The organism is Pedobacter sp. NO84, from assembly GCF_059703915.1.
The window spans coordinates 610,586-635,323 of record NZ_AP046575.1; the positions used below are offsets into that span (position 1 = coordinate 610,586).

General features: G+C 38.7%; 19 protein-coding genes and 2 pseudogenes. 16 read left to right on the forward strand and 5 right to left on the reverse strand.

The features are described 5' to 3' along the window. Positions 1-106 precede the first annotated feature (106 nt). Entirely contained in the window at positions 107-499 is a 393-nt protein-coding gene (locus AC6H0V_RS02820; RefSeq protein WP_497562195.1) for a hypothetical protein, read from the reverse strand. 190 nt (positions 500-689) lie between these two features. On the opposite strand from AC6H0V_RS02820, the gene AC6H0V_RS02825 reads away from it, so the two are divergent. After that, positions 690-2,594, forward strand: a complete 1,905-nt coding sequence (locus tag AC6H0V_RS02825) for a glycoside hydrolase family 97 protein (RefSeq protein ID WP_497562196.1) — start codon at positions 690-692, stop codon at positions 2,592-2,594. A gap of 111 nt (positions 2,595-2,705) precedes the next feature. On the opposite strand, the gene AC6H0V_RS02830 is transcribed toward AC6H0V_RS02825, so the two are convergent. Continuing rightward, positions 2,706-3,668, reverse strand: a complete 963-nt coding sequence (locus AC6H0V_RS02830; RefSeq protein WP_497562197.1) for a GlxA family transcriptional regulator — start codon at positions 3,666-3,668, stop codon at positions 2,706-2,708. A 121-nt stretch (positions 3,669-3,789) separates the two neighbouring features. On the opposite strand from AC6H0V_RS02830, the gene AC6H0V_RS02835 reads away from it, so the two are divergent. The 14 genes from AC6H0V_RS02835 to AC6H0V_RS02900 all read left to right on the forward strand — a co-directional run bounded on the left by AC6H0V_RS02835 (position 3,790) and on the right by AC6H0V_RS02900 (position 18,516). Beyond that, positions 3,790-4,284 carry a DinB family protein gene (locus AC6H0V_RS02835; protein ID WP_497562198.1) on the forward strand — a complete coding sequence of 165 codons (495 nt, stop codon included), beginning with the start codon at positions 3,790-3,792 and terminating at the stop codon, positions 4,282-4,284. A 2-nt stretch (positions 4,285-4,286) separates the two neighbouring features. Further along, positions 4,287-4,799, forward strand: coding sequence for a DinB family protein (locus AC6H0V_RS02840; RefSeq protein WP_497562199.1), 513 nt, complete (start codon positions 4,287-4,289; stop codon positions 4,797-4,799). Positions 4,800-4,828: 29 nt separating this feature from the next. Further along, entirely contained in the window at positions 4,829-5,362 is a 534-nt protein-coding gene (locus AC6H0V_RS02845; protein WP_497562200.1) for an SRPBCC family protein, read from the forward strand. 97 nt (positions 5,363-5,459) lie between these two features. After that, positions 5,460-5,885: a VOC family protein gene (locus tag AC6H0V_RS02850; protein WP_497562201.1), complete on the forward strand. Its 426-nt coding sequence runs from the start codon at positions 5,460-5,462 to the stop codon at positions 5,883-5,885. 43 nt (positions 5,886-5,928) lie between these two features. Then, entirely contained in the window at positions 5,929-6,168 is a 240-nt protein-coding gene (locus AC6H0V_RS02855) for a hypothetical protein (protein WP_497562202.1), read from the forward strand. Positions 6,169-6,378: 210 nt separating this feature from the next. Continuing rightward, positions 6,379-6,810 (forward strand): DUF2147 domain-containing protein, encoded by a 432-nt coding sequence (locus AC6H0V_RS02860; RefSeq protein ID WP_497562203.1) that lies wholly within the window; start codon positions 6,379-6,381, stop codon positions 6,808-6,810. Positions 6,811-6,849: 39 nt separating this feature from the next. Continuing rightward, positions 6,850-7,866 (forward strand): WD40/YVTN/BNR-like repeat-containing protein, encoded by a 1,017-nt coding sequence (locus AC6H0V_RS02865; protein ID WP_497562204.1) that lies wholly within the window; start codon positions 6,850-6,852, stop codon positions 7,864-7,866. A 151-nt stretch (positions 7,867-8,017) separates the two neighbouring features. After that, entirely contained in the window at positions 8,018-8,602 is a 585-nt protein-coding gene (locus AC6H0V_RS02870) for a TetR/AcrR family transcriptional regulator (protein WP_497562205.1), read from the forward strand. 34 nt (positions 8,603-8,636) lie between these two features. After that, complete coding sequence (locus tag AC6H0V_RS02875; protein WP_497562206.1) at positions 8,637-9,809, forward strand: efflux RND transporter periplasmic adaptor subunit; 1,173 nt, start codon at positions 8,637-8,639, stop codon at positions 9,807-9,809. A 119-nt stretch (positions 9,810-9,928) separates the two neighbouring features. Beyond that, entirely contained in the window at positions 9,929-13,099 is a 3,171-nt protein-coding gene (locus AC6H0V_RS02880; RefSeq protein ID WP_497562207.1) for an efflux RND transporter permease subunit, read from the forward strand. Positions 13,100-13,111: 12 nt separating this feature from the next. After that, on the forward strand, positions 13,112-14,515 hold the full coding sequence (locus tag AC6H0V_RS02885; protein ID WP_497562208.1) for an efflux transporter outer membrane subunit: 1,404 nt from the start codon (positions 13,112-13,114) through the stop codon (positions 14,513-14,515). Between the two features lie 420 nt (positions 14,516-14,935). After that, the gene (locus tag AC6H0V_RS02890; protein ID WP_497562209.1) at positions 14,936-16,282 is read left to right on the forward strand and encodes a sn-glycerol-1-phosphate dehydrogenase; all 1,347 of its coding nucleotides are present in this window, start codon (positions 14,936-14,938) and stop codon (positions 16,280-16,282) included. A 49-nt stretch (positions 16,283-16,331) separates the two neighbouring features. Further along, positions 16,332-17,636: an MFS transporter gene (locus tag AC6H0V_RS02895; protein WP_497562210.1), complete on the forward strand. Its 1,305-nt coding sequence runs from the start codon at positions 16,332-16,334 to the stop codon at positions 17,634-17,636. A gap of 4 nt (positions 17,637-17,640) precedes the next feature. Continuing rightward, positions 17,641-18,516 carry an HAD-IIA family hydrolase gene (locus AC6H0V_RS02900; protein WP_497562211.1) on the forward strand — a complete coding sequence of 292 codons (876 nt, stop codon included), beginning with the start codon at positions 17,641-17,643 and terminating at the stop codon, positions 18,514-18,516. Between the two features lie 69 nt (positions 18,517-18,585). Here AC6H0V_RS02900 and AC6H0V_RS02905 read toward each other — a convergent pair whose 3' ends face one another. From AC6H0V_RS02905 to AC6H0V_RS02915, 3 genes and pseudogenes are all read right to left on the reverse strand, one after another. Next, positions 18,586-19,110 (reverse strand): sensor histidine kinase, encoded by a 525-nt coding sequence (locus tag AC6H0V_RS02905; protein ID WP_497563359.1) that lies wholly within the window; start codon positions 19,108-19,110, stop codon positions 18,586-18,588. 9 nt (positions 19,111-19,119) lie between these two features. Continuing rightward, positions 19,120-19,272 (reverse strand): annotated as a pseudogene (locus AC6H0V_RS02910) (histidine kinase dimerization/phospho-acceptor domain-containing protein); the annotation flags it as partial. Positions 19,273-19,287: 15 nt separating this feature from the next. Continuing rightward, a pseudogene (locus tag AC6H0V_RS02915) lies at positions 19,288-20,832 on the reverse strand (PAS domain S-box protein); the annotation flags it as partial. Between the two features lie 387 nt (positions 20,833-21,219). Here AC6H0V_RS02915 and AC6H0V_RS02920 point away from each other — a divergent pair. Then, positions 21,220-24,738: a PAS domain S-box protein gene (locus tag AC6H0V_RS02920; protein WP_497562212.1), complete on the forward strand. Its 3,519-nt coding sequence runs from the start codon at positions 21,220-21,222 to the stop codon at positions 24,736-24,738.

Here is a 24,738-nt window from a genome sequence, read left to right on the forward strand (position 1 = left end):
GGAGTCCCTGTGGGACAAAGGACGTGGAGTACGCAAAGCTGGATTCAGATACGGGGGTTCAAACTGTGGTGTCTAACGTGCTTTAGGTGGTTGAAAAAAGAACAAACTAATTCGTTAATTGCCTGTCTTTCGAAAAATACTTTTGTAACGTTGGCATGAACATGTTTTCGCCTTCAACGCCCTTAATTAATTGGTAGTGGTGTGTTCCGGAGTTAAATTTCTCAATAAAAATACCTTTGTCTACATTAAATTTGAAATAGCCCTCATCAAAAAAGCGTTCTTCAATATCTCTCGAAGAATCGATAGATTTCAGATTTAGTACAGAAACATGATGGTTATCTTTACTGATTTTCAGCCAATATAGTCGCTCATATAAATCTCCAGCGTCAGCTCTTTTTACTTCTAAGAGATAGTGGTCGGTATTTTCAAAAATGTATTTATAGCCAATTGAATCCGTTAAATAGGGTTGTGGCAGGGTTAAAGGTTGTAGATGTAACATGAGCACTGACTTTATATTCTTTCTTTAAACAGATAATTTTTGTAATTGTTTGCTAAACAATTCTTAAAATTGAGTAGCTTACAAACCGCATTTACCTTACTGATCAGGAGTGATGAACGTCTTTCAAAAAACATTGGTACTTGTGCTATGTATTTTTTCCGCATCAGCCCATGCGCAAAAAATAATCCTATTGAAATCACCAGATGGAAATAGTATATTTTCTTTTAAATTAACACCATCAAAACCGCTTTATCAGGTTAGTTATAAAAATAAAATACTGATAGCCGATTCGGAATTAGGATTTACGTTTAAAGAAAGCGGTGCCTTTGGAGGAAATTTAAAAACACCTAAGGCAGTTTTTAGCAAAGCGGATGAATTTTACGAGTTGCCGATTGGGAAAACTAAGCATGTACATAACAACTACCATCAAGTTATCATACCCTTAGTTGAGAATAAGCTTAATGGAAAAACGATCAATCTTGTTGTTAGAGCGTTTAATGATGGAGTAGCATTTAGATATGAGTTTCCGAAGCAAGAAAATTGGTCGTCGTATACCTTAACAGATGAAAATAGTGAGTTTAATGTTGCAGGAAACCCAAAAATAAGGGCCTTACTCTTTGATAATTACAACAGTAGCCATGAAGGGCTGTACCAAAAGATGTCGCTGAGCGATTTTAATTCGACGCAGCTAATGGATCTTCCGGCTTTGTTCGAATATCCAGACCAAACCTACATGGCGATAACGGAAGCAAGTTTAAGAAACTACGCGGGCATGTATCTATCTAAATCAAATGGCATTTTAAAAAGCTTTCTATCGCCCTTGCAAGGTCAAAAAGAAATTAAGGTCAAAGCAATACTCCCACATCAAACGCCATGGAGGGTAATGATTTTTAGTGATCGTGTGGGAGCATTAATAGAATCAAACATTCTTACCAACTTAAATGAACCCTCAAAGATTAAGGACATTTCTTGGCTAAAACCGGGTAAAACATCTTTTCATTGGTGGAACGGCGATGTAGTGCCCGATACTTCATTTGTGCCAGGAGCTAATTTTGAAACTAATAAATATTACATTGATTTTTGCGCCAGAAACCATATAGAATATCATTCGGTGATTGGATATGGGGGTTTTGCCTGGTACCCCAATGATTGGCCAAATTATGGTCACCAAGGAACTTACTCAGACGTCACAAAATCTATTGCTGCGCTTGATATGCAGAAGATATGCGATTATGCTAAAAGCAAAGGAGTTGCCATTCATGTTTGGGTAAATTGGAAAGCCTTATATCCACAACTGGAAGCTGCGTTTACACAATTTGAAAAATGGGGAATTAAAGGAATGATGGTCGATTTTCTAGATAGGGATGATCAAGAAATGGTAAATATCCAAGAAGAGATCCTAGAGAAAGCAGCGGCACATCACTTATTTATTCAATTTCATGGCGCTTATAAACCAACTGGATTAAATAGAACATACCCCAACGAATTTACACGGGAAGGGACCTATAATTACGAGCAGAACAAATGGCGCAAACAAGGAATAACCCCCGAGCATGATTTGGACATTGCTTTTACGAGATTGATAGCTGGCGCAAGTGATTATCATCTGGGCGGTTTTAGGGCCGTGAAGCCCGAAAATTTTAAAACCCATTATATCAGACCGCTTATGGTTAGCACACGTGCGCATATGCTAGCCATGTATGTGGTTTTAGAAAGCTATTTAACGATGGTGGCTGATTATCCCGAAGCCTATGAAGGGCAGCCGGGATTTGATTTTATACAAAACGTACCAACCGTTTGGGATGAAACAAAAGTGCTAAATGCCGAGGTGGGATCCTTTTTAACCGTTGCACGTAGAAAAGGCACAGATTGGTATGTAGGAACAATAAATAATAGTGTACCTAGGACTTTAAAAATTCCATTGGATTTTCTCCCTTTAGGGAATTACCAGGCCGAATTTTATCAAGATGGGGCTACTACTAAAGAAAATCCTAACGCTATTGTAAAAACATCAAAAGTGGTAAGCAAGGCTGATATTGTTAGTGTAGAAATACAGGCTGGAGGCGGACAAGTAATGCACTTGGTGAAGAAATGAGAAATGGGAAGATGTAATCTAAAAATGTCTAGTTTTAAAATTTTCGCTACGTTACTATGTGGTTAAAGATGCAAGATATAATGGATGGATCGTTTAGTTTTAGCTAATCGCTTATCTCACCTGAAACTTCTCTCGGTATTGTGAAGGTGTCATCCCTACGCTTTTTTTAAAAACTTTGCGGAACGCTTTAGGGTCATTATAGCCTGAATTAAAGATGATTTCTGTCATCTGCTGACCGGTTTGTTCCAATAATTTTTTTGCCGCCTCAATTCTGGTCTGCTGAAGATATTCTATTGGAGTAATACCGGTTACCTGCTTAAACCTTCTTACCATATTTCTTCTGCTCGAAGGGATATCCCTAATCAGTTCTTCTATAGTTGTGCTATCATGAAAATTGCTTTCGATTTTTTGTTGGGCCGAAGCTACCAGTTCATCATTGTGGTTTTTTGAGGGCTGAAAGGTACCGAAATAGGATTGACTATCTCGATCCATATCTATCGCGAATACCTTCGCAATCTTAACTGCCATATCCTTTCCGCAAAATTCTTGTACAAAGTGAAGCAATAAATGAAATGAAGAGGTTGCGCCCCCACTTGTATATAATCTGCCGTCTTGCGTTACTGTTTTATCTGCTTTTAGCTTTACTGCTGGAAACGCATTTGCAAAACCCTTGCTTGCATCCACATGCGTAGTAGCTATTTTACCGTTTAATAACCCACTTGCCCCAAGTAAAAATGCACCCGTACAAAAAGTACCTATACTTGCTCCCTGATTATATTGATTAATGATATGGGGAATACAGGCCTGGTTTTCGTGTAAGGTAACTGGCATATTTTCTGATGTGAAGGCAGGAATCAGAATTAAATCAAATATGGGAGCATCTTTTAAAGGTATTAGTGGATAACCGAATACATCGGTATGGGAAGAGTTTTCGCCTGATAACATATGCAACTGAAAGGAATTTTCTTCTCCAGCAATTCGGTTATAGTAATTTACGGTGTCAAATACCTCTAAGATTGCAGCTACACTTAATAGTTTATAGTTTTTGGTTAAAATAACCCCTATTTTTTTCATAAAGTTAGGATTGGTTATACTAAGATAAAAAATTTGGCTCAAATGCCCCCTAATATTGACTTTTATAGCATTCTCTTTACATTAAAAGTTCTGTAATTTAGTATAACCTAAATAATTTAAAATGGAAGCTAAAACTACAAGTACAAGACTGCTCGGCCTAATCGATTTGTACGATATGCACAGCACTTATTTTCACAGCGCTTTGGAAGGCATTTCTGATGAAGATGCAGGGAAGCGATTAAATACCAAAGCAAACCATATTGCTTGGTTAGCAGGAAGCTTGGTTCAGGAAAGATATGAACTGGCTAATCTATTTGGAAAGGAATTAAAATCTGCCGCCAATGATCTCTTTAAAGATCATACAGGTATCCAAAATGGGGTAACCTACCCATCCTTGGCAAGTTATGAAGAGGATTGGGACAAAATCTCTCCAATTTTAAGAGAAGAACTTGTAAAAGCTACAGATGAACAACTGGATAAGGTTTTGACCTTCCCCGATATGAGTTTTTCGGTTTACGAAATGGTGTCCTTTGATATGTACAGAGAAGCGAATTGTATCGGTCAAATCGCCCTATGGCGCAGGTTATTAAATTATGATGGTATTAAATACATGTAAGCATGAACAAAGACGAACTATTAACCACTTTTAATGATACATTTTCTGATTTAGAAAACTCTATTTCCCAATTTGACAATAAATTATTTAACCAGATTCCTTATAAAGATAGCTGGACTGCCGGACAAGTGGTAGAGCACATTAGTTTAGCAGCGGGAAATTTTGCAAAGGTATTGAATGGAGAAGTTGCGCCAACCGAACGACCAGTTGATGAAAAGGTAAAAATTCTTAGGAGTATATTGTTAAATTTCGAATCTAAAATGAAATCCCCAGATTTTATTGATCCTCAAATGAAAGATTATGATAAGGAGCAACTTCTTGCTCAAATCCAGAAAATTAAACATGATATTGCAACAGCGATCCCAGCCTTAGACCTTAACAAAACCTGCCTGTCTTTTGAATTGCCAAAACTTGGACATCTTACCCGGTTAGAAGCCATTTATTTTGTGATCTTCCACACTCAACGACACCTGCACCAATTAAAGAATATCCATCAGTACTTAAAATTGTCGTAGTTTAATCTTAAAAATATTAATTAAACGCTATGAATGTTATCTTAATTATTTTGCTTGTCATCGGAATTTTGATTGTCTTCCTCTTATTCCTTGCCCTTATAACAAAAGGAGCCTATACTATTGAACGAGACGTTATTATTGATCGACCGCTGAATGAAGTTTTCGATTACGTTAAATTGATGAAAAATCAAGAAAAGTATTCGTATTGGGTGATGCAGGATCCTACCAATAAGATAGATTATTTTGGCACAGACGGTACAGTTGGATTTTTAAGCAAATGGGAAGGAAATAAACAGGCCGGTAAGGGCGAACAGGAAATCATGCTAATTGACGAAGGCAAGAGCACACGGGTGGAGGTGAGATTTGAAAAACCCTTTAAGAACGTGGCTCAGATGTACATGTTCACTACTGAGATTGGCGCCAATCAGACGCAAGTTAAATGGCAAATGGTTGGAAGAAATAAATTTCCCATGACACTGTTTAATTTAGTAATAGATAATCTTTTGGGGAAGGATATCAGTAAAAGTTTAACTAACCTGAAACAAATTCTGGAAAATACCTAATGCCAGTTACCAGTTATCAGCTACCAGTTAACCAGTTAAACAATTAACCAGTTAAGCAATTCGCAATTAACCAATTCAACAATTAACCAAATACATCATGGCAACAATCCACACATATTTAAATTTTAATGGTAATACAGAAGAGGCATTTAACTTTTATAAATCTGTTTTCGGCGGCGAATTTTCTACTTTTTCACGTTTTGAAGATAACCCTGGCGCCTGTGAAGGTTTGCCGGCTAACGAACATAAAGGTATTATGCATGTTGCACTTCCTATTGGACCAACAAGTGTTTTAATGGGAACCGATGTGCCTTCGGTGATGCAACAGGTTGTTAACGGAACAAATATTTCTGTTTCCATTGATACTGAAAGTGAAGTAGAAGCAGATCAATTATTTGCTGGATTAGGGGCAGGCGGTCATATTCAAATGCCTTTAGCTAAAATGTTTTGGGGAGCTTATTTTGGAATGTTAACCGATAAATTCGGCATACAATGGATGGTAAATTACGACGAGAAGAAATAATTGGCTTCCACATTGTGTACGTAAACTGAGTAATACATCAATCATGGTTGAAGTTTTTAAAACAAATGTAAGTGATGCTGATCAGGCCAAACAGTTGGTTGCAAAGATTCATAAAAGCTTTGAGAACTACCGTGCAAACTTCGATCTTGAAGATTGCGACCTGATTTTACGTGTTGAAAATGTAAGCGGTCCAATTCAGGCGTTCGCTATTATTTCTTTGATGGAAGAAAATGGATGGAGTGCGGCCGTACTAGAAGATACATTGAGTTTTTTCACCACGTGAGGATAGCCACTGCAAATTGCTGGTTGAAACTGTCTTTGCGTTCTTAGTGGTTAATTTTTTCGACACCTTAGGCAAGCCGGGCACTAAATACATCTTGCCCTAAGACGTCTAAGGTGTCTTAGGTGGTGAATCTCTGCGCCATGCTAACAAATCATATCTTCCGACTTTCTCACTTCTTGCAATTTCCATACTATTGCTTAACTTTAACACATGCTTAGAAAATTTGCTGCTTTAATTGTTTTTTCGTTCTTGGCAACCACTGTGTTAGCCCAGAAGAGGGATGACATTTTGGGCAGATGGATTAACCCATCAGGTGAAGGCCAGGTAGAGATCTATAAAAAATCAGACCGATACTTTGGTAAATTGGTGTGGCTTAAAGAGCCGATTGACGAAAGGGGAAAGCCAAAACAAGATGGTAAAAATCCCACAGAAAGTTTAAGATCAAGACCTCTTTTGGGATTGGAGATCTTAAAGGATTTTGTGTTTGAAGATGAAAAATGGACAGACGGAACTATTTACGAACCCAAAACGGGCAAAACCTATAGTTGTAACCTCTCCATAAAAAATGGCCAATTAAATATTAGAGGCTATATTGGCATTTCACTAATTGGGCGATCAGAAGTCTGGAAAAGAGTGAAATAGACCATTCCTATTTAAATTTATCCCTTTAATAAATATAAAATGAAGAAGATCCTGTATTTCCTAATACTCTGCCCCATCATCAGCTTTGCTCAAAACTATACATTAAAAGAATTAACTGCCGGTACTAAAACCAGCATGCGAGGTTTATCTGTTGTAACAGATTCTGTAGCTTGGGTAAGTGGCAGCGGTGGCTATGTGGGCAAAACATCAGATGGAGGTAAAAATTGGCAATGGACACAGCCAAAAGGGTATGAGAAACTTGATTTTAGAGATATCGAGGCCTTCGATAATCTAAAAGCGATTGTTGTAAATGCCGGATCGCCTGCATATATATTATCTACAATTGACGGTGGCAAAACTTGGCGTGAAGTCTATAAAAATCTAGACTCAGCGATATTTTTAGACGGTATGGCATTTTGGAATGAACAGGAGGGGATTATTTTCGGTGATCCGATCAATAATAAAATGCAGCTTTTGAAAACTACAGATGGCGGTTTAACCTGGCATGATATTTCTAAAAACCTGAAAGAAGACCTTAAGGTAGGAGAGGCTGGTTTTGCAGCAAGTGGCACCACAATTAGAACAACCAAAGATGGTAAAGTTTGGATCGCAAGCGGAGGGTCGGTCTCTAGAATTTTCTACTCAAGCAACTATGGTAATAAATGGAAAGTGTATGATTGTCCGATTATACAGGGTGAAAGTAGTACTGGCCCATTCTCTATCGCATTTTATAATGCCAAAAAAGGAATTGCAGTAGGAGGAAATTACCTAAAAGATAAAGAAAGTATAAATAATGTATTGCTCACTTCAAATGGTGGAAAATCATGGGTTAAACCCATTAGGCCGGTGCTTGGATATCGCTCTGCGGTTGAGTATGTAACTGACAAATTGTGTTTTGCCACGGGATCATCAGGCACTGACTTTTCTACCGATGGCGGCAACAACTGGCAAAATATCTCTACACAAAATTTCAACTCCCTTCAAAAAGCTAAAAATGGGAAACTGGTGCTGCTTACTGGCAATAGAGGACAAATTTATCAATTGATGATGCCTTAGATAGAACCTACTATTGTCTATCGACCATCGTCCATAGACGATAGATTGTTCACCCTTTTGTCATAAATCCGCTACATTTTTGATAGAAATTTTTCTAGCTCGTACATATCTCTACATTTGCATTTAACAAAATTGTTAAACAAAATTGTAAATGGCAACAAAAGATAAGGGAACAGAGCAGTTAATTAAAGATACCGCCAAGCGGATTTTTTTTTCTGAAGGGAAGCTACATGCCACTACACAGGATATTGCTGATGCTGCTGGTGTAAACCGAACATTACTAAATTATTATTTCAGGTCTAGAGATATTCTATTCGAACAAGTGGCCACAGAGGCGCGGGCTGATATGTCGGCTGTTCTTGATTCGGTATTTGTTGCCAATTTAGAATTTAAAGACAAAATACACCAACTGATCACGGTATTTATGGATCAGGCAATTAAATATCCATATCGTGAAATGTACGTCGTAACCGAACTCAATCGAGGCGAAAAGCCTGTTCCGGAGGAAAAAAAGAATAAAATCAAATCTTTTTTAAAAGAAGTGAAGATTGAAATGGATAAAGGAAAAATCAAAAAGATGGATCCTCGCCAGTTTTGTATGAATTTATTTGCGCTAATGGCCTATCCATTAATTACAAACTGTATCAATAAATCGCTTTATAATATCGGCGATGCCGAATACCTAAAATTAATGAAAGAGCGAAAGCAATTAATTTTTGAAATGGTATACCAATAATTGAAATATGACTTACAAGATTAACCCTAACAATATGAAATTTACATTTAAACTCTCGATCTTATTTATTGGTGTTCTTTTAGCCGCCTGTAATGGTGGTAAAGATGAAAAAGCCGCACAAGCAGCGGCAGCGGCGGCGGCCCCACAGGCTTACCCGGTTTTTGCAGTAAGTACGCAATCAACTACACTGCAAACTGATTACCCCGCTACTATCGAAGGAATTCAAGACATTGATATCAGGCCCAAAGTAGATGGATTTATCGAAAGAATTTACGTAGATGAAGGTGCGATTGTAAAAAAAGGGCAGATGCTCTTCAAAATTAACGCGCCACAATATGAGCAAATGGTACGGACTGCCAATGCGGCAATTAGTGCTGCCGAAGCAAATGTGAGCGCAGCGCAATTGCAAGTAAATAAAACCCGACCCCTGGTAGAAAAAGATATCATCAGTAAATACGATCTTGATGCTGCATTGTTAACATTGCAAAGCAGAAGAGCTGCACTTTCACAAGCAAAAGCAGAATTGGCTAATGCAAGAGTAAACTTAGGATACACCAGTATAACTAGTCCGGCGGATGGTATTGTGGGCAGTATTCCCTTTAAAACCGGCAGTTTGGTGAGCGGAAATAGCGCGCAGCCCTTAACTACAGTATCCAATATTTCTAAAGTGTATGCTTATTTCTCCTTAAACGAAAAGCAATTGTTGGATTTTTCTACTACATATAAGGGAAAAACCCTCGCTGCTCAAATGAAAAATATTCCCGCTGTAAGTTTAGTACTAGCTGATGGTAATGTCTACGCCGAAAACGGTAAGATAGAATCCATTAATAGCCAAATCAATACCAACACTGGTTCTGCAAGTTTAAGGGCCACTTTTCCAAATCCAACTTCCTTGTTAAAAAGTGGAGCAAGTGCTTCGGTACGCATCCCTCAACATCTTAATAATGTGATATTAATCCCTCAAAAATCAACTACAGATTTACAAGGAAAGAAATTTGTTTACGTGTTGGGAGATTCTGCCAAAGTTGTAAGTACAGAAATTGAGATCATGGAAATTACCACAGGAAAATTTTATGTAGTTACCAAAGGCCTAAAAGCAGGCGATAAAGTGGTGCTAGAAGGATTTCAATCGTTAAAGGATGGCACAAAAATAAAACCACAAGATTTAAATGCTGATTCGGTGTATGCTGAAGTGAAGAAGCGTTAAGCGCTAAGCGTTTGGCGTTATCGATATCAATACTCCAATCGCTTTAATCACAAATCATATCCTGATAACTATCAGAGCTCCAATCGTACATCGTAAACCAACAATCGTAAATCGAAAATATGTTTAAGAAATTTATAGAGAGACCGGTACTATCGACAGTAATTTCAGTAATTATTGTCATACTTGGAATCTTAGGGCTAATCACCCTCCCTATTTCACAATATCCAGAAATTGCACCTCCCACAGTCCAGGTATCGGCTTCTTATCAGGGCGCTAATGCTGATGTGGTAATGAACAGTGTTGTAGTGCCATTGGAAGAGCAGATAAACGGGGTAGAAAACATGACCTACATGACCTCTTCTGCCAGTAATGATGGTACTGCAACTATTACCGTAAACTTTAAACTGGGTACCAACCCTGATCTGGCTGCAGTAAACGTGCAGAATAGGGTAGCTAGGGCAAGCAGTTTACTTCCTGCCGAAGTAACACGTTCTGGTGTGATAACCGCTAAAAGACAAGCGAGTAATGTACTTATTTTTGGTATTTATAGTGATGATCCATCCTATGATCAGAAGTTTTTGCAAAACTATGCCAACATTAACATCATTCCGCAAATTAAAAGGATTAACGGAGTGGGTGATGCCAGTGCGTTTGGTTTAATGGATTATACGATGCGGATTTGGCTTAAACCAGATGTGATGGCCACTTATGGTTTGGTTCCAAACGATATTAGCGTTGCTCTTGCCGAACAAAATATAGAAGCAGCTCCCGGACAATTTGGAGAGCAGGGTGAGCAGTCATTTCAATACACCTTAAAATATTCTGGAAGATTAAAAGACGAAACCGAATTTAGTAATGTGATTGTTAGAACAGGAAGCAATGGTCAGGTTCTTCGTTTAAAAGATATCGCACGAATAGAACTGGGCGCTCAAAGTTATGCGAGTTCAGTAAAATTTGATGGTAAGCCCGCTCTTGGGATCGCCATCAATCAAACAGCGGGTTCAAATGCAAAAGAAGTAATCGAAAATTCGATCAAAGCATTGGATGAAGCGTCGAAATTTTTCCCCAAAGGTGTACACTATACGGCCTTAATTAACGTAAACGATTTCTTGGACGCATCTATAGAAAAAGTACTGCACACATTAATAGAGGCATTTATTTTGGTATTTATCGTTGTATTTATCTTCCTTCAGGATTTTAGGTCAACTTTAATTCCAGCGATAAGTGTACCAGTGGCTATTATCGGAACATTCTTTTTCTTGAGCCTCTTTGGATTTACCATTAACCTGCTAACCTTATTTGCATTGGTTTTGGCCATTGGAATTGTAGTTGATGACGCCATTGTAGTGGTCGAAGCGGTGCATGCCAAGTTAGACCATGGCTATACCTCGGCAAAAAAAGCTACCGTAGATGCCATGGATGATATTAGTGGAGCCATTATTTCCATTACTTTGGTAATGGCAGCTGTATTTATCCCAGTAAGTTTTATCCAGGGATCATCGGGCGTATTTTACAAACAGTTTGGCTTAACCTTGGCCATCGCCATTATCCTTTCGGCAATTAATGCCTTAACTTTAAGTCCGGCATTATGCGCCCTGTTCCTAAAACCTCATGTTGATCACCTCGGAAAGCGAAAAAACTTTTTACAACGTTTCTATACAGGTTTTAATACCAGCTTTGATTTGATGACCAAGCGTTACAAACGATCAGTAAGCTTTTTATCACATAAAAAATGGATAGCAGGCTTAGGGATTGCGCTTTTTACAGTAGCACTGATCTGGACGATGAATACCACGCCAAAGGGCTTTGTACCTAACGAAGATTTGGGAACCATTATGTCTGATATCTCTTTGCCAGCCGGTACTTCACAAGAGGCAACAGCCTTGGTGTTAGAAAGGATCGATAGTATTGTGCATAAAATACCAGAGGTGAAAAACTCGTTAAGGATTACCGGTCGGAGTATGATCAGTGGTTCTGGAAGTTCTTACGGCATGGTAATTTCGAGGTTGAAACCGTGGGATGAGCGCAAACGGGATGTGAAGGCCATTATTGGCGAACTGTTTGCCAAAACTGCGGGGATAAAAGGAGCGAAGATCATTTTCTTTGCACCCCCAACCATTCAAGGTTTTGGTACCAGCGGAGGTTTCGAATTCCAGCTCCAGGATAAAACTGGGGGAGATATCAGGAAGTTTAATGAAATTGCCCAAGGATTTTTAGCCGCCTTAAGCAAGCGTCCCGAGATTTTGAACGCTTATACCTCATTTAACCCTAATTTCCCACAGTTTCAGATTGATGTTAATGTAGCTAAAATAAAACAGGCAGGTTTATCGGTAACTGATGTGCTGAGCGTTTTACAAGGTTATTACGGCGGTGTTTACGCATCAAACTTTAACAAATTCGGAAAACAGTACCGGGTAATGTATCAGGCAGATGCGCCTTATAGGGCAAATCAGCAAACGCTAAACAGTATTTACGTTCGCAATGCTAGTGGTACAATGGCGCCGATAAACGAATTTATCACCCTAGAAAAAGTATATGGTCCGCAAGCAATTTCTCGTTTTAATCTATACACATCTATTGCAGTTACTGGGGCACCCAAAGCAGGTTTCAGCTCTGGGGATGCTTTAAAAGCAGTTCAGGAAGAGGCGGCGATACATTTACCACAAGGGTATGGTTACGAATTTTCGGGGCTATCACGCGAAGAAATGAGTAGCGGCAGCCAGACTATCTTTATCTTTTTGCTCTGCGTAGTGTTTGTATATTTCTTGCTTTGTGCGCAGTACGAAAGTTATATTCTTCCATTAGCGGTATTGATTTCCTTGCCGATAGGATTGGCGGGCGTATTTATTTTCGATAAGATTTTTAAAGTAGATAATAACATCTATACCCAGATCACATTAATTATGCTGGTTGGTCTGTTGGCCAAGAATGCGATCCTTATTGTAGAATTTGCGGTTAGTAGACGACGTAAAGGAATGAGCATCGTGAATGCGGCCATTGAAGGAGCAACAGCACGATTACGCCCCATCTTAATGACCTCTTTAGCCTTTATTTTAGGGTTGTTACCACTTATGCTTTCATCGGGTGTAGGAGCAGCAGGAAATAAATCAATTGGTACGGGAGCAGTTGGCGGGATGTTGATCGGAACAATTTTCGGGATTTTTGTGATCCCAGCATTGTTTATCATCTTCCAAACCCTTCAAGAAAAAATAAGTAGTAAGTCTCCTTTCGATGAGGGAATTGAAGGCGAACAATCAGAATTGGACTTTCCGTTACCTGAAACCCATTAAATTAAATAGAAAATGAAACTCAATTATAGATACTCTATCACTCTCATCGGCTTTGCCTTACTCTTATTGAGTGCATGCGTAACACAAACGTATACCAGACCCACATTAAAAACAGACAATTTGTACCGTGATAAACAGGGTACAGATACCACCACCATTGCTAATTTGCCTTGGAAGAGTTTGTTTTCAGATCCTATTTTACAAGGTTTGATTGAGAAGGGATTGGCCGAGAACTTAGACCTCAAACAGGCCATCGAAAGGATAAAGATTGCGGAAGCTGGATTATACCAAAGTAGAATGGCCCTATTACCAAGTTTGCAGGGCGATTTATCAGTAACCGATTCAAAACAATCTGCACGCGCTGTTAACTTTCCGGCCGGAACAATTGATCTGGAAACGCAAACCTTTAGAGGACAATTAAGTACCAGTTGGGAAGCCGATATATGGGGCAAATTAAGCAGTGCCAAGAAATCAGCCTATGCCTCCTTATTGCAAAGCGATGCAGCTAAACGTGCAGTGCAAACACAATTGATCGCTAATATTGCGAATGCCTATTACAATCTATTAGCTTTAGACCAGCAATTGGCGATTACCATAAAAACAGTGGAGGCGCGAACAAAAAATGTGTCGACCATGAAGGCCTTAAAGGATGGGGCCGTTGTAAATGGTGCAGCAGTAGTACAAAGTGAGGCTAATTTATATGCCGCAGAGGTAAGTATTCCAGATTTAAAAAGGAGCATAAGAGAAGTTGAAAATTCATTGAGCACTTTATTAGCAGACGCTCCTTTAAGTATAAACCGATCTACATTGGCTAGTCAAGAGGTGTTTACCAATCTGCAAACCGGTGTTTCGGCTCAATTGCTCCAAAATAGACCGGATGTACAAGCAGCAGAGTTTGCGTTTAGAGCAGCTTTTGAAAACAAAAATGTGGCTAAAACATATTTTTATCCTTCTTTAACCCTTACAGCCGCTGGCGGATTATCCAGCTTACAATTAAAGGATTTCTTTAACAATGCTGTCTTTTACAATTTAGTTGGCGGTTTAACACAGCCCCTTTTTGCTAGGGGACAAAATAAAGCAAGGCTTACGACCGCTGAAGCCCAGCAACAAATTGCACTCTACAGCTTTCAGCAATCACTTCTAACGGGTGCTCAAGAGGTTTCTAATGCGCTGTACGCTTACCAAACGGCTGCCGAAAAAGAAACAACAAGAGCAAAACAGATTGCATCACTAACTAAGGCGGTAGATTTTACCCAAGAATTATTGCGTTACAGTTCTGCAACAAATTACACAGATGTATTAACTTCTGAGCAGAGTTTATTAGCAGCACAATTAAGTGGTGTGAATGATAAGCTGCAAAAATTACAAGCTGTAGTAAATTTGTATAGGGCACTTGGCGGAGGTTGGAGGCAATAAGACTAGGACTAGGATTAAAGGATTGAATTTGTTCAATGCTAGAAAAACTCCATAACTTGTCGTGCTGAGCTTGTCGAAGCACAACCTGAGTTTTATAGACAATGAAAACAGAAGATTACTTGAACTTTTTCTAATTGTCATGCTACAAATGCCGGAGCACAACGCGATTTAAACTAACTCCCAACCCTCAACTCCTTACCCCAAACTCCCCGCTCCCAAAATCCCTTCATAATTGAAAATTTTTGAGCAGTTAAAGCACTTTCGATTTGTTTAATTTGTTTTTATTTTCTTTCTTTGAAAGCATAGAATTTAAAATAACGATGCAAAACGAAACATGGGAATATTGCCATGTTTTCATCAATCAGCTTTATTACGTTAATAATAAGCATAATAAAAAAAAATTAATAATCTTTGATAAAAATGATGTCAAAAATTGAAGAAGCTCTAGCTGCAGCAAGTGAAACACGTGCACTGAGAATAGGTGAAGGGCTTTTAACCGAAGTAGCTGATTTATTTTCGGAACAATTCTTTGGCAAAACCGCTGTAATTATTGCGGATACCATAACCTATAAGATTGCAGGTGAAGAAGTAAAACAGATTTTAAATGCAGCAGGTATAAACCAACTGGCCCCATTTATTTATTCAGATCCGCATTTATATGCAGAATATGCTTTTGTTGATGAACTGGTAACATTTTTGCAAACCAATGAGGCTATTCCCATCGCAGTTGGTTCAGGTACGATTAACGATCTTACCAAATTAGCATCCCATTTAACCAACCGCCAATATATGTGTGTTGCTACAGCAGCATCAATGGATGGTTATACCGCATTTGGTGCTTCCATTACTGCAAATGGGGCAAAACAAACCTTCAACTGTCCGGCACCACAGGCTTGTTTAGCCGATATCAGTATTATTTGTAAAGCTCCTTCGGAGATGACCGCTTCGGGTTATGCAGATCTATTTGCAAAGATCACAGCAGGTGCAGATTGGATTTTAGCTGATAGCCTACACGTAGAGCCTATAGATCCTACAGCATGGTCTATTGTTCAGGATGGATTGCATGATGCACTTTCTGACCCAGAGGGGGTGAAAAACGGCGACCCTCAGGCTATAACCCGCTTGGTGGAAGGACTAATGTTAGGTGGCTTTGCGATGCAATGGGCTAAATCTAGTAGGCCGGCATCTGGAGCTGAACACCAATTTAGTCATTTATGGAACATGGAGAACCATCTTAACAATGGCGAACACATTTCTCATGGCTTTCAGGTTAGTATTGGAACCATTGCCATAACCGCACTTTACGAATGTCTATTGGGCACAGCCATTAATAATCTGGATATTGCAACATGTTGTGCCAATTGGCCACTTCCTGCCGAAGCAGAGGCCGCAGCACTGGATATATTTGTTGGAACAGATTTTCCGGAAATAGGCCTTCAAGAAATAAAAGCGAAATACAATACCCGAGAGGAGCTGAAAGCACAGCTAACCCTTTTAAAGAATAATTGGCCAAGCCTTAAAAATAAATTAGCGGCACAGGTTGTACCGTACGAAGAGGCAAAACGCCGATTGGAACTTGTAGGTGCACCAACTGCTCCAGAACAGATCGGTATTGCGCGTGAAAGATTAAGAGAAACTTTTATCAGGGCCCAATTTATTAGAAGAAGGTTTACGATTTTAGACCTGGCCATCAGAACTGGATATTTAGAACAGTGGCTGGAAGAGCTCTTTGGAAAAGGCGGAATTTGGGAAATCGCTGCGGACTAATCCCTCAACAATAACTATTAATTGCTAAACTAGAATTAAATCATACCTAATGAGCACGATTAACCCAGAATATGCATCGATGGATGCACCAACGAAAAAGAGATTCGGCAACTGGCAGGCAAGAACAATAGTAGGCACAATAGTTGGCTATGCCATGTATTATTTTGTTCGGAAAAACATCAGTATTGCGATGCCTTTTATGGAACAGGATTTAGGGATCGGCAAAGTGCAATTAGGTCTTTTCTTAACACTTCACGGATTAATGTATGGAGTATCTAAATTTGCGAACGGCTTTATAGGAGATCGTGTTAATTCGAGGTACTTTATGGTAATCGGGTTAGTGCTTTGTGCTGTTTGTAACATCATTTTTGGATTTGGGAGTACGGTACTTTTATTTGGCATCATGTGGGTGCTTAATGGCTGGTTTCAAGGAATGGGGTTTCCACCATGTGCCAGACTATTATCACACTGGGTACCTCCTACAGAATTGGCGACAAAAATGTCGTGGTGGAATGCTTCCCACTCGATCGGTGCTGGATTAACGCTAGTATTATGTGGATATGTGGTTTCATGGGGCTGGCAATGGTGTTTCTACGTTCCGTCTATTGTTGCCTTATTAGGGGCTATAGCGGTATGGTTTATCATAAGAGATACACCTTCTTCGGTAGGCTTACCAGAACTAGGTGTAGCGCATGTGAAAAATGAAGATAAAAAAGAAAATTCAAAAGAATATAAAGCATTTATAAGCAAAATGGTATTCCGAAACCCTAATATTTGGATTATTTCTGTTGCCAATTTTTTTGTTTATACTCTCCGTTATGCAATGTTAGACTGGGGCCCTAGTATCTTAAAGCAATGGAAGGGGATTGAAATTCCGTCTAAAGCGGCTTGGATGGTAGCTGGTTTTGAAGCTTCAGGAATTGTAGGGATGTTAGTTGCTGGTTACGTTACAGATAAGTATCTAAAAGGGAGAACTATTCGTACCTGCTTGTTTTGTATGATCGGGGCGACGCTTTGTATCTCTGTTTTTTGGCAGATCCAACATCCCTCAACTCTTGTAATTACAGCATTGTTAATGGGTATCGGATTTTTTATCTATGGTCCGCAAGCGTTAATAGGTATTGCAGCAGCAAATTTGGCTACTAGGAGGGCAGCGGCAACAGCAGGGGGCTTTACGGGATTGTTTGGTTATGCAAGTACGATTTTATCTGGTGTTGGAATTGCGCTTTTAGCGGATAACTATGGGTGGGATACCACGTTCGGAATATTAACAGGGCTTGGTGTTGTAGGATGTCTGGTATTTTTATTGGGCTGGAAATCAAGAGCCCATGGATATGAAACTGAAACGAATTAATTAAATGCAGATTACAAACCAATCTTTCGACGGTATAAAAAGCGCTGTCTCGCCAGAAATACTGGAACGACTAAAAAAAATTAAGCATGTAGCCCTTGATATGGATGGAACTATTTACAATGGCAGTACACTGTTTCCGTATACACCCGGGTTTTTAGCAAGTCTTAAAGCAGCAGGAATAGGCTATTCTTTTTTAACCAATAATCCCTCAAAAAGTACAAATGACTATTTAAAGCATTTAGAAAAGATGGGAATTCCTGCTTCGCGTGAAGAAATGTATACTTCGGCCTTGGCAACCATTGATTACCTTAAAAGTCATCTCCCGCTGGTTAAACGTCTCTTTATTTTGGGTACGCCTAGCATGATTGCCGAATTTGAAGGAAACGGTTTTATCTCTACTGCAGATGATGCGAATGATGTACCAGATGCACTTGTTGTAGGTTTTGATAGTTCTCTGGTATACGCTCGCCTATGTCGTGCGGCCTGGTGGGCAAGCCAAAAACTACCTTATATCGCAACAAATCCAGATTGGGTATGCCCAACCGATCAGCCTGTAATTTTAGTTGATTGTGGAGCTATTTGTGCCTGTATAGAAGGAGCTACGAAAAGATGGCCAGATATGGTAATTGGCAAGCCCGATCCACGAATGTTAGATGGGATTTTACATCGTTACCAACTCGAACCCTCAGAAATAGCCATGGTAGGCGATAGGTTATATACAGACGTTAAGATGGCCTTAAATGCCAATGCTTTTGGCGTTTTGGTGCTCTCTGGAGAAGCCACCATGGAAGATGTTGCCTCTTCTGATGTAAAAGCTGATATTATTGCAGATAATGTGAAAAGTTTTGGAGAACTATTGATCGCAAGCCAAGGGAGTTGAGAGTTTAGAGTTTGGAGTTGAGAGATGGGAGCTTGGCGTAAAGCGTGCAGAACGCTTTCCGCTTTCCGCTTATCGCTTATCGCTCAGCGCAAGACTAAAGTAAAACGTTGATCCAGCACCTTCCTTACTATCGATCTCAATAGTGCTTTGATGGTAACGCAATATTTCGGAAACAAAATATAAGCCAATCCCAAACCCTGAAACAGATTTAACCCGATCATCATTTACCCGATAAAACCGATCAAATAATCTTTTTTGATCAGAGGGATGAATGCCCAAACCTTCATCCTTAACAAAGATTTTAACCTCATCTCCATTGATTTCGCTTCCGATAACTATTTTTCCACCCTGTGGCGAATATTTGATGGCATTGCTCAATAGATTGATTAATACTTGACCGATTTTATCCCTATCCGCATGGATTTCAATTCCATCATCTACAGATAATACAATCTCATGCTTATCGCTTTTAAATTGAGAATCCATTGTTATTTCAACGATTAATGGCAATAATTCAAAGTCTGCAAGGTTAATTTGAATTTTACCCTCTTCCATTTTAGCCAGGTTTAAAAAATCCTGGATCATGGCTGCCATTTTTTTGGCCTGTATTTCTGTTCTGGTTAAGATGGTTAAGCTCTGCTCATTATTTTCCCTTTTTGATTGGGAAATTAGCAGCTGTATATAGCCAATAATAGAAGTGAGGGGTGTTTTTAATTCATGACTAACAATAGCCACAAAATCATTTTTACGCTGTTCTTCCTGTTTTCTTTCTGTAATATCCCTGGCAATTTTAGAAACGCCGATAATATTGCCAGTTGGATCTTTAACAGGAGAAACAGTTAGTGAAACATCTAACAAACTACCGTCTTTTCTTAAACGTTTGGTTTCAAAATGCTCTACCCGTTCGCCATTTCTTAAGCGTGATAGGATATGAACTTCTTCTTGTTGTCGATCTAAGGGAATTAATTTTAAAACAGGCTCGCCGATCATTTCCTCGGCCGTATAGCCAAAAGTTCGCTCCGCAGAATTATTCCAACTGGTAATAATTCCTTCTAAGGTTTTACTGATAATGGCGTCATCACTTGATTCGATAATTGCTCCAAGCTTGGCGCTTTTCTCCTGACCTTCTTTAATTTCAGAAATATCCATTGCAATAATCAACCCCAATTCTACCTCCTGTTCTTCGTTTCTTAACGGAATAAAATGTACCATAAAAATGCCCCCAGCTTCGCTCTGCCTTTCTACAGAAAATTTTTCGCCGGCCATTACGCGTTCGTATAAATTTTTTGAAGCTTCGTAGCGCTCAGGAGGTGCTACTTCTGTGGGATGTTTGCCGGTATAGTCTGCGCTGTTAAAGCCCATTTTTTCCATTAAATCACCTTCAATAGTAACGTAGCGGTGATCTTTATCAATCACAATCACCAAAGAATTTGGAATGTTTAAGGCGATGGATTTAAATAACCTTTCGCTCGTAATAATTTTGTCTTGCGTTTGCTTACTGTCGGTAATATCTACTACGGTACCAATAAAACGTTCAGGGTTTTTAAGATCATCAAAATATACTTTACCTTTTACCTTTATCCATCTAATGGTTTGATTATCAAAGCGAATAATTCTATTGGTAATTTCATAAATCCCATCTTTATCTTCAAGGGCATTTTGTATTGCATTTAGCACCCGATCATTATCTTCTGGGTGAATTAATTTTGAGAATAGTTCAAAAGTGGGCTCCTCTTCGAGCGGAAAACCGTAAATCTTTTTGCATTCATCAGACCAAAATAATTGGCCAGTTTTAGGATCCCACTCCCAGGTACCTAAATTGGTAAGTTCAATCGCAAGCTGAAGCTGGGATTCTCTATTCTCTAATGCTATTGATAGTGCTTCTTTCCTGATATCTTCATTTACAACGGGGGTAACGTCTCTGGTAAAGCATCGGGTATGAATAAATTTTCCGTCCCTTCTATACACATTAGAGTTGATGAGAACATGTTTTAATGTTCCATCTTTACATTTTAGAATTGCTCTGTGGTTCTTTAGGGTTTCATTATTTGTTAATCGGGTTAAAATATCGGATATGGAAGATTCTTCTACATGAAAATCTTGAATTGGCTTGCCAATATATTCATCAGCGCTGTAGCCGAGCGTTTCAAGCTCAGCTCGATTAGCCCATATAATTATTCCTTGTTCATTTACCCAATGGAGAGGTATAGAAGCATTTTCTACAAAATCTTTCAGCTCTTCGTTACGCAGCAATAATTCAGCATTTTGCTTTTCGTACTCAGCTATTTTTATTTGTAAAGCGTTAATGTCTTCCATGAGCAGTTATAACACTAAAACGAATTGATTGTTTAAGGTCATTTTGAAAGTAAGGTAATTAATTTTTATAAAAGAAAGAACGGAGAATTATTGAATTATGCAGAATATGCCGAAATTCACCTTTCGAAGATAGTTGAAGTAAATGGTTCAAATGTCAATTAAAGTTATACCTTTATAAGGAATCCCAGAAACCGTATTTATAGTTTCTCTCTTTTTGGATTTCATAAACCGTAGGATGTATGGAGATGGATGTTGTGATGGAACCAAAAAAGAATAGGTACTTAGTTTTCGAATCCTTTTTTCAAAAAAAAGGAGATCATTTCTATTTTTCTTTACGTGTTAACCTTCCCCTAAATCATGCATATTGTTGGGAAGGATTAACAATGTATGAATAAAATAAAATTAGAGAAATTAAATAAGGCAAACCAGCTTTTAGCATTTATTAGTCAGGTAAATCATAACATTGTTAGAATTAAGGATGCGGAGAGCCTCTTCCGTATTTCTTGCCAAGTTGCGCTCCAATTTGGTAAATTCAAAATGGCTTGGATAGGTTTATATCAAAATGAAACCAAAGCGCTTAATCTGGTTGATCAGAGCGGAATACCTTCGCAAGAAATTCCTTTATTTTTAACCATACCTTTCGATCTAGATAGCCTACAGGCAAAGGTGTTGCACACCGGAGTTTCCTATATTTGCAACGATATCGAAAACAACCTTGAACTAACAAGTTTGAAAGCATTTGCTGCAGCAAACGATATTCAATCCTGCATTGTAATCCCGATCAAAAAATCAGATGAGGTTATAGGTGCTTTTACTCTTTATTCGAGTGATCTCCATTTTTTTGGAGAAGAAGAAATCAGGCTATTGGAAGAGGCTACACGCGATATTTCATTCGGGCTAGATCTCTTTGAGAAGCAAAAACGCCAAAAAGAGACTGAAGAATTGATAATTAATAACGAAAAGAAGTTTCGGCACACGCTTGATAATCTGATCGAGGGTGTACAGCTTCATGATTTTCAATGGCGATATTTATATGTAAACGATGCGTCGGTAAAATTTAGCCCCTATTCAAGAGAAGAACTGATAGGGTTTACCTTATTTGAAAAATACCCGGGCATCGAAAAAACAGTACTGTTCAAAAAAATGCAGCGCTGCATGAAACATAGGATATCTCAGCGTTTCGAGACCGAGTTCGTCTTCCCCGATGGGTCAAAGTCTAATTTCGACCTGTGTGTGGATCCCATTCCAGAGGGCATTTCAGTCTTGTCTGTTGATAAAACTGAGCAAAAATTAGCATTGAAATCAGTTAAAGACAACGAAAAGCGTTTTCGTTCCCTTATAGAAAATGGATCTGATATGATTACCCTTTCTACTGCGAAAGGAGAAATGCTTTATGGAAGTCCCTCAATTACTAAGATATTTGGCTATGAGCCCACCGAAATTTCGAATACGATGGCAACCAATTTTATTCACCCTAACGATCTGGAAATTTTCATCAAAAACAGAGTCGAGATACTTAAAAGTCCGGGAGCATCTTACCATCATCAATTACGTTTAAAACATAAAACCGGAAAGTGGATCTGGTGTGAAGCTACGATAACAAACATGCTTGATGAGCCTGGCATTAACGCCATGGTCACTAATTTTCGCGATATCTCTGATCAGAAGCGAGCACTTCAAACACAGATCGAAAGTAATAATCTTGTAAAAACTATTTATGCAGCATCATTGGATGCGGTAATTGTTATCAATAAAATGGGAGTAATTACCAAATGGGATGATAAATCTGAAGCTTTATTCGGATGGAAAGAAACCGAGGTGTTGGGCACACCTTTAGCTGAAACTGTAATCCCAAAAAGATACCGGAAGTTGCATGCGGCTGGCTTTAGTAATCACCTCAAAACTGGAGAAAAAGTTCTGATTGGGAAAGCCACTGAAATCCGAGCGGTAAAGAAAGACGGGAGCGAAATTGATGTTTCGCTAAGTATTAGCTCGTCGCAAATCAACGGTGAAATAGCTTTCATCGGATTTATCCGGGATATTTCGGAAAAGAAACTAAGTGAAAAACAACGCGAGTTTGACAAGAATAATTTAAATGCCCTAATTAATAATACAACCGATCTGATGTGGAGTATCAATTTAGATTGTGAGCTGATTACGTTTAATCAACCTTTTTTCGAAGTGATTAAACTTACCACGAAGAAAGAAATCACCAAAGGTGATGATGTATTATCTTTAGTGTTATCTAAGGAACAATTTGATCGATTTAGAGCCTATTATAAACGTGCACTTGCCGGAGAGGAGTTCTTGGAAATGGAATACATCACCTCACCCATAGAATCCTGGTCGGAAATTTCTTTTTACCCCATTCGTAAAGACCACGAAGTAATTGGCACTGCTTGCCATTCTAGAGATATTACCGCCAGAAAAAAAGCAGAAGAATCTCTAGGGCTGAATGAAAAAAGATTAAATGAGGCTCAGAAAACAGCCCACCTTGGGAGTTGGGTGCTGTCTTTTGAAACGAATATTGCGTTATGGTCTGAAGAAGCGTGTAACATATATGGCCTCTCTCCTACAGATAACAAGCATACATATGCCAATTGGTTGAAATTTATACATCCAGATGATCTTGATGAGATGATTTCGGTAAACAATAGGGCACAACAAACGCGTGGTGAAACCGATATCAATCACCGGATAGTCTTGAGAGATGGAACCATTAAGCATATCCGCTCCAGAAGTAAGTTTGAACTTGACCAAAATGGAAGAGCCATCGGTTTGCATGGGACCTTGCATGATATAACCATAGAGAAAATAGCCGAGAAAAATCTGAAAAAAAGCGAAGAAAAATATAGGCAGATTATTGAAACTTCACAAGAAGGCATTTGGCAGGTAGGCCAGAATAATGACACCGTTTTTGTAAACAAAAGGCTTTGCCAAATTTTTGGCTATACATTCGAAGAAATGATGGGAAAGAATACTTTTGATTTACTGGATGAAGAAGGAAAAGTTAGCATTGAAGAAAAGCTTGAACGAAGAAAAAAGGGAATTTCAGAAGATTTTGAGCAAGTTTACATACATAAAGACGGACAAAGAATATGGGTTAATGTATCAGCTAGTCCGATTATTGATGAGGGGGGGACTTATTTAGGCGCTATCGCTATGTTAACCGATATTACATCCAGAAAAATGGATGAAATAGAAAAGGAGAAAATAACTGCTGATCTGATCCAAAGAAATAAAGATTTAGAGCAGTTTACCTATATCGTTTCACACAACCTTCGCGCCCCTGTTGCTAATATTATCGGAGTAACCGCAATCATGAAAGATGATCTGAATGTTGAAGATAATGCGTATACCCTTATGCAAGGACTTCAAGATTCGGCAACAAAGTTGGATGATGTAGTAAAAGATCTAAACCAAATTTTACAAATAAGGCACCAAATAAATGAGCTGAGAGTAGTGGTTACTTTGTCGGGCCTCGTTAACGACATTCAAAACAGCATCCAAAATTTGATAGAAAAAGAACAGGTAACCATTGCTTGCGATTTTGCAGAGATCGATCATTTAGTAACCGTAAAAAGCTATTTATACAGTATATTTTATAATCTAATTTCCAATAGCATAAAATATCGTCAACAAGGAATTCCCTGTTTGATAGAGGTAAAAAGCAAGCTCATAAAAAATAAGATTCAATTGTTTTTCAGTGACAACGGATTGGGATTTGACCTTCAAAAAAGAGGAGAGCAGGTTTTTGGACTATATAAGCGGTTCCATACGCATGTAGAAGGAAAAGGAATGGGCCTTTACATGGTGAAAACGCAAGTAGAAGCACTTGATGGTAAGATAAGCATTATGAGTAGCGTAAATGAAGGAACGGAGTTTAAAATTGAGTTTCAGCTATAA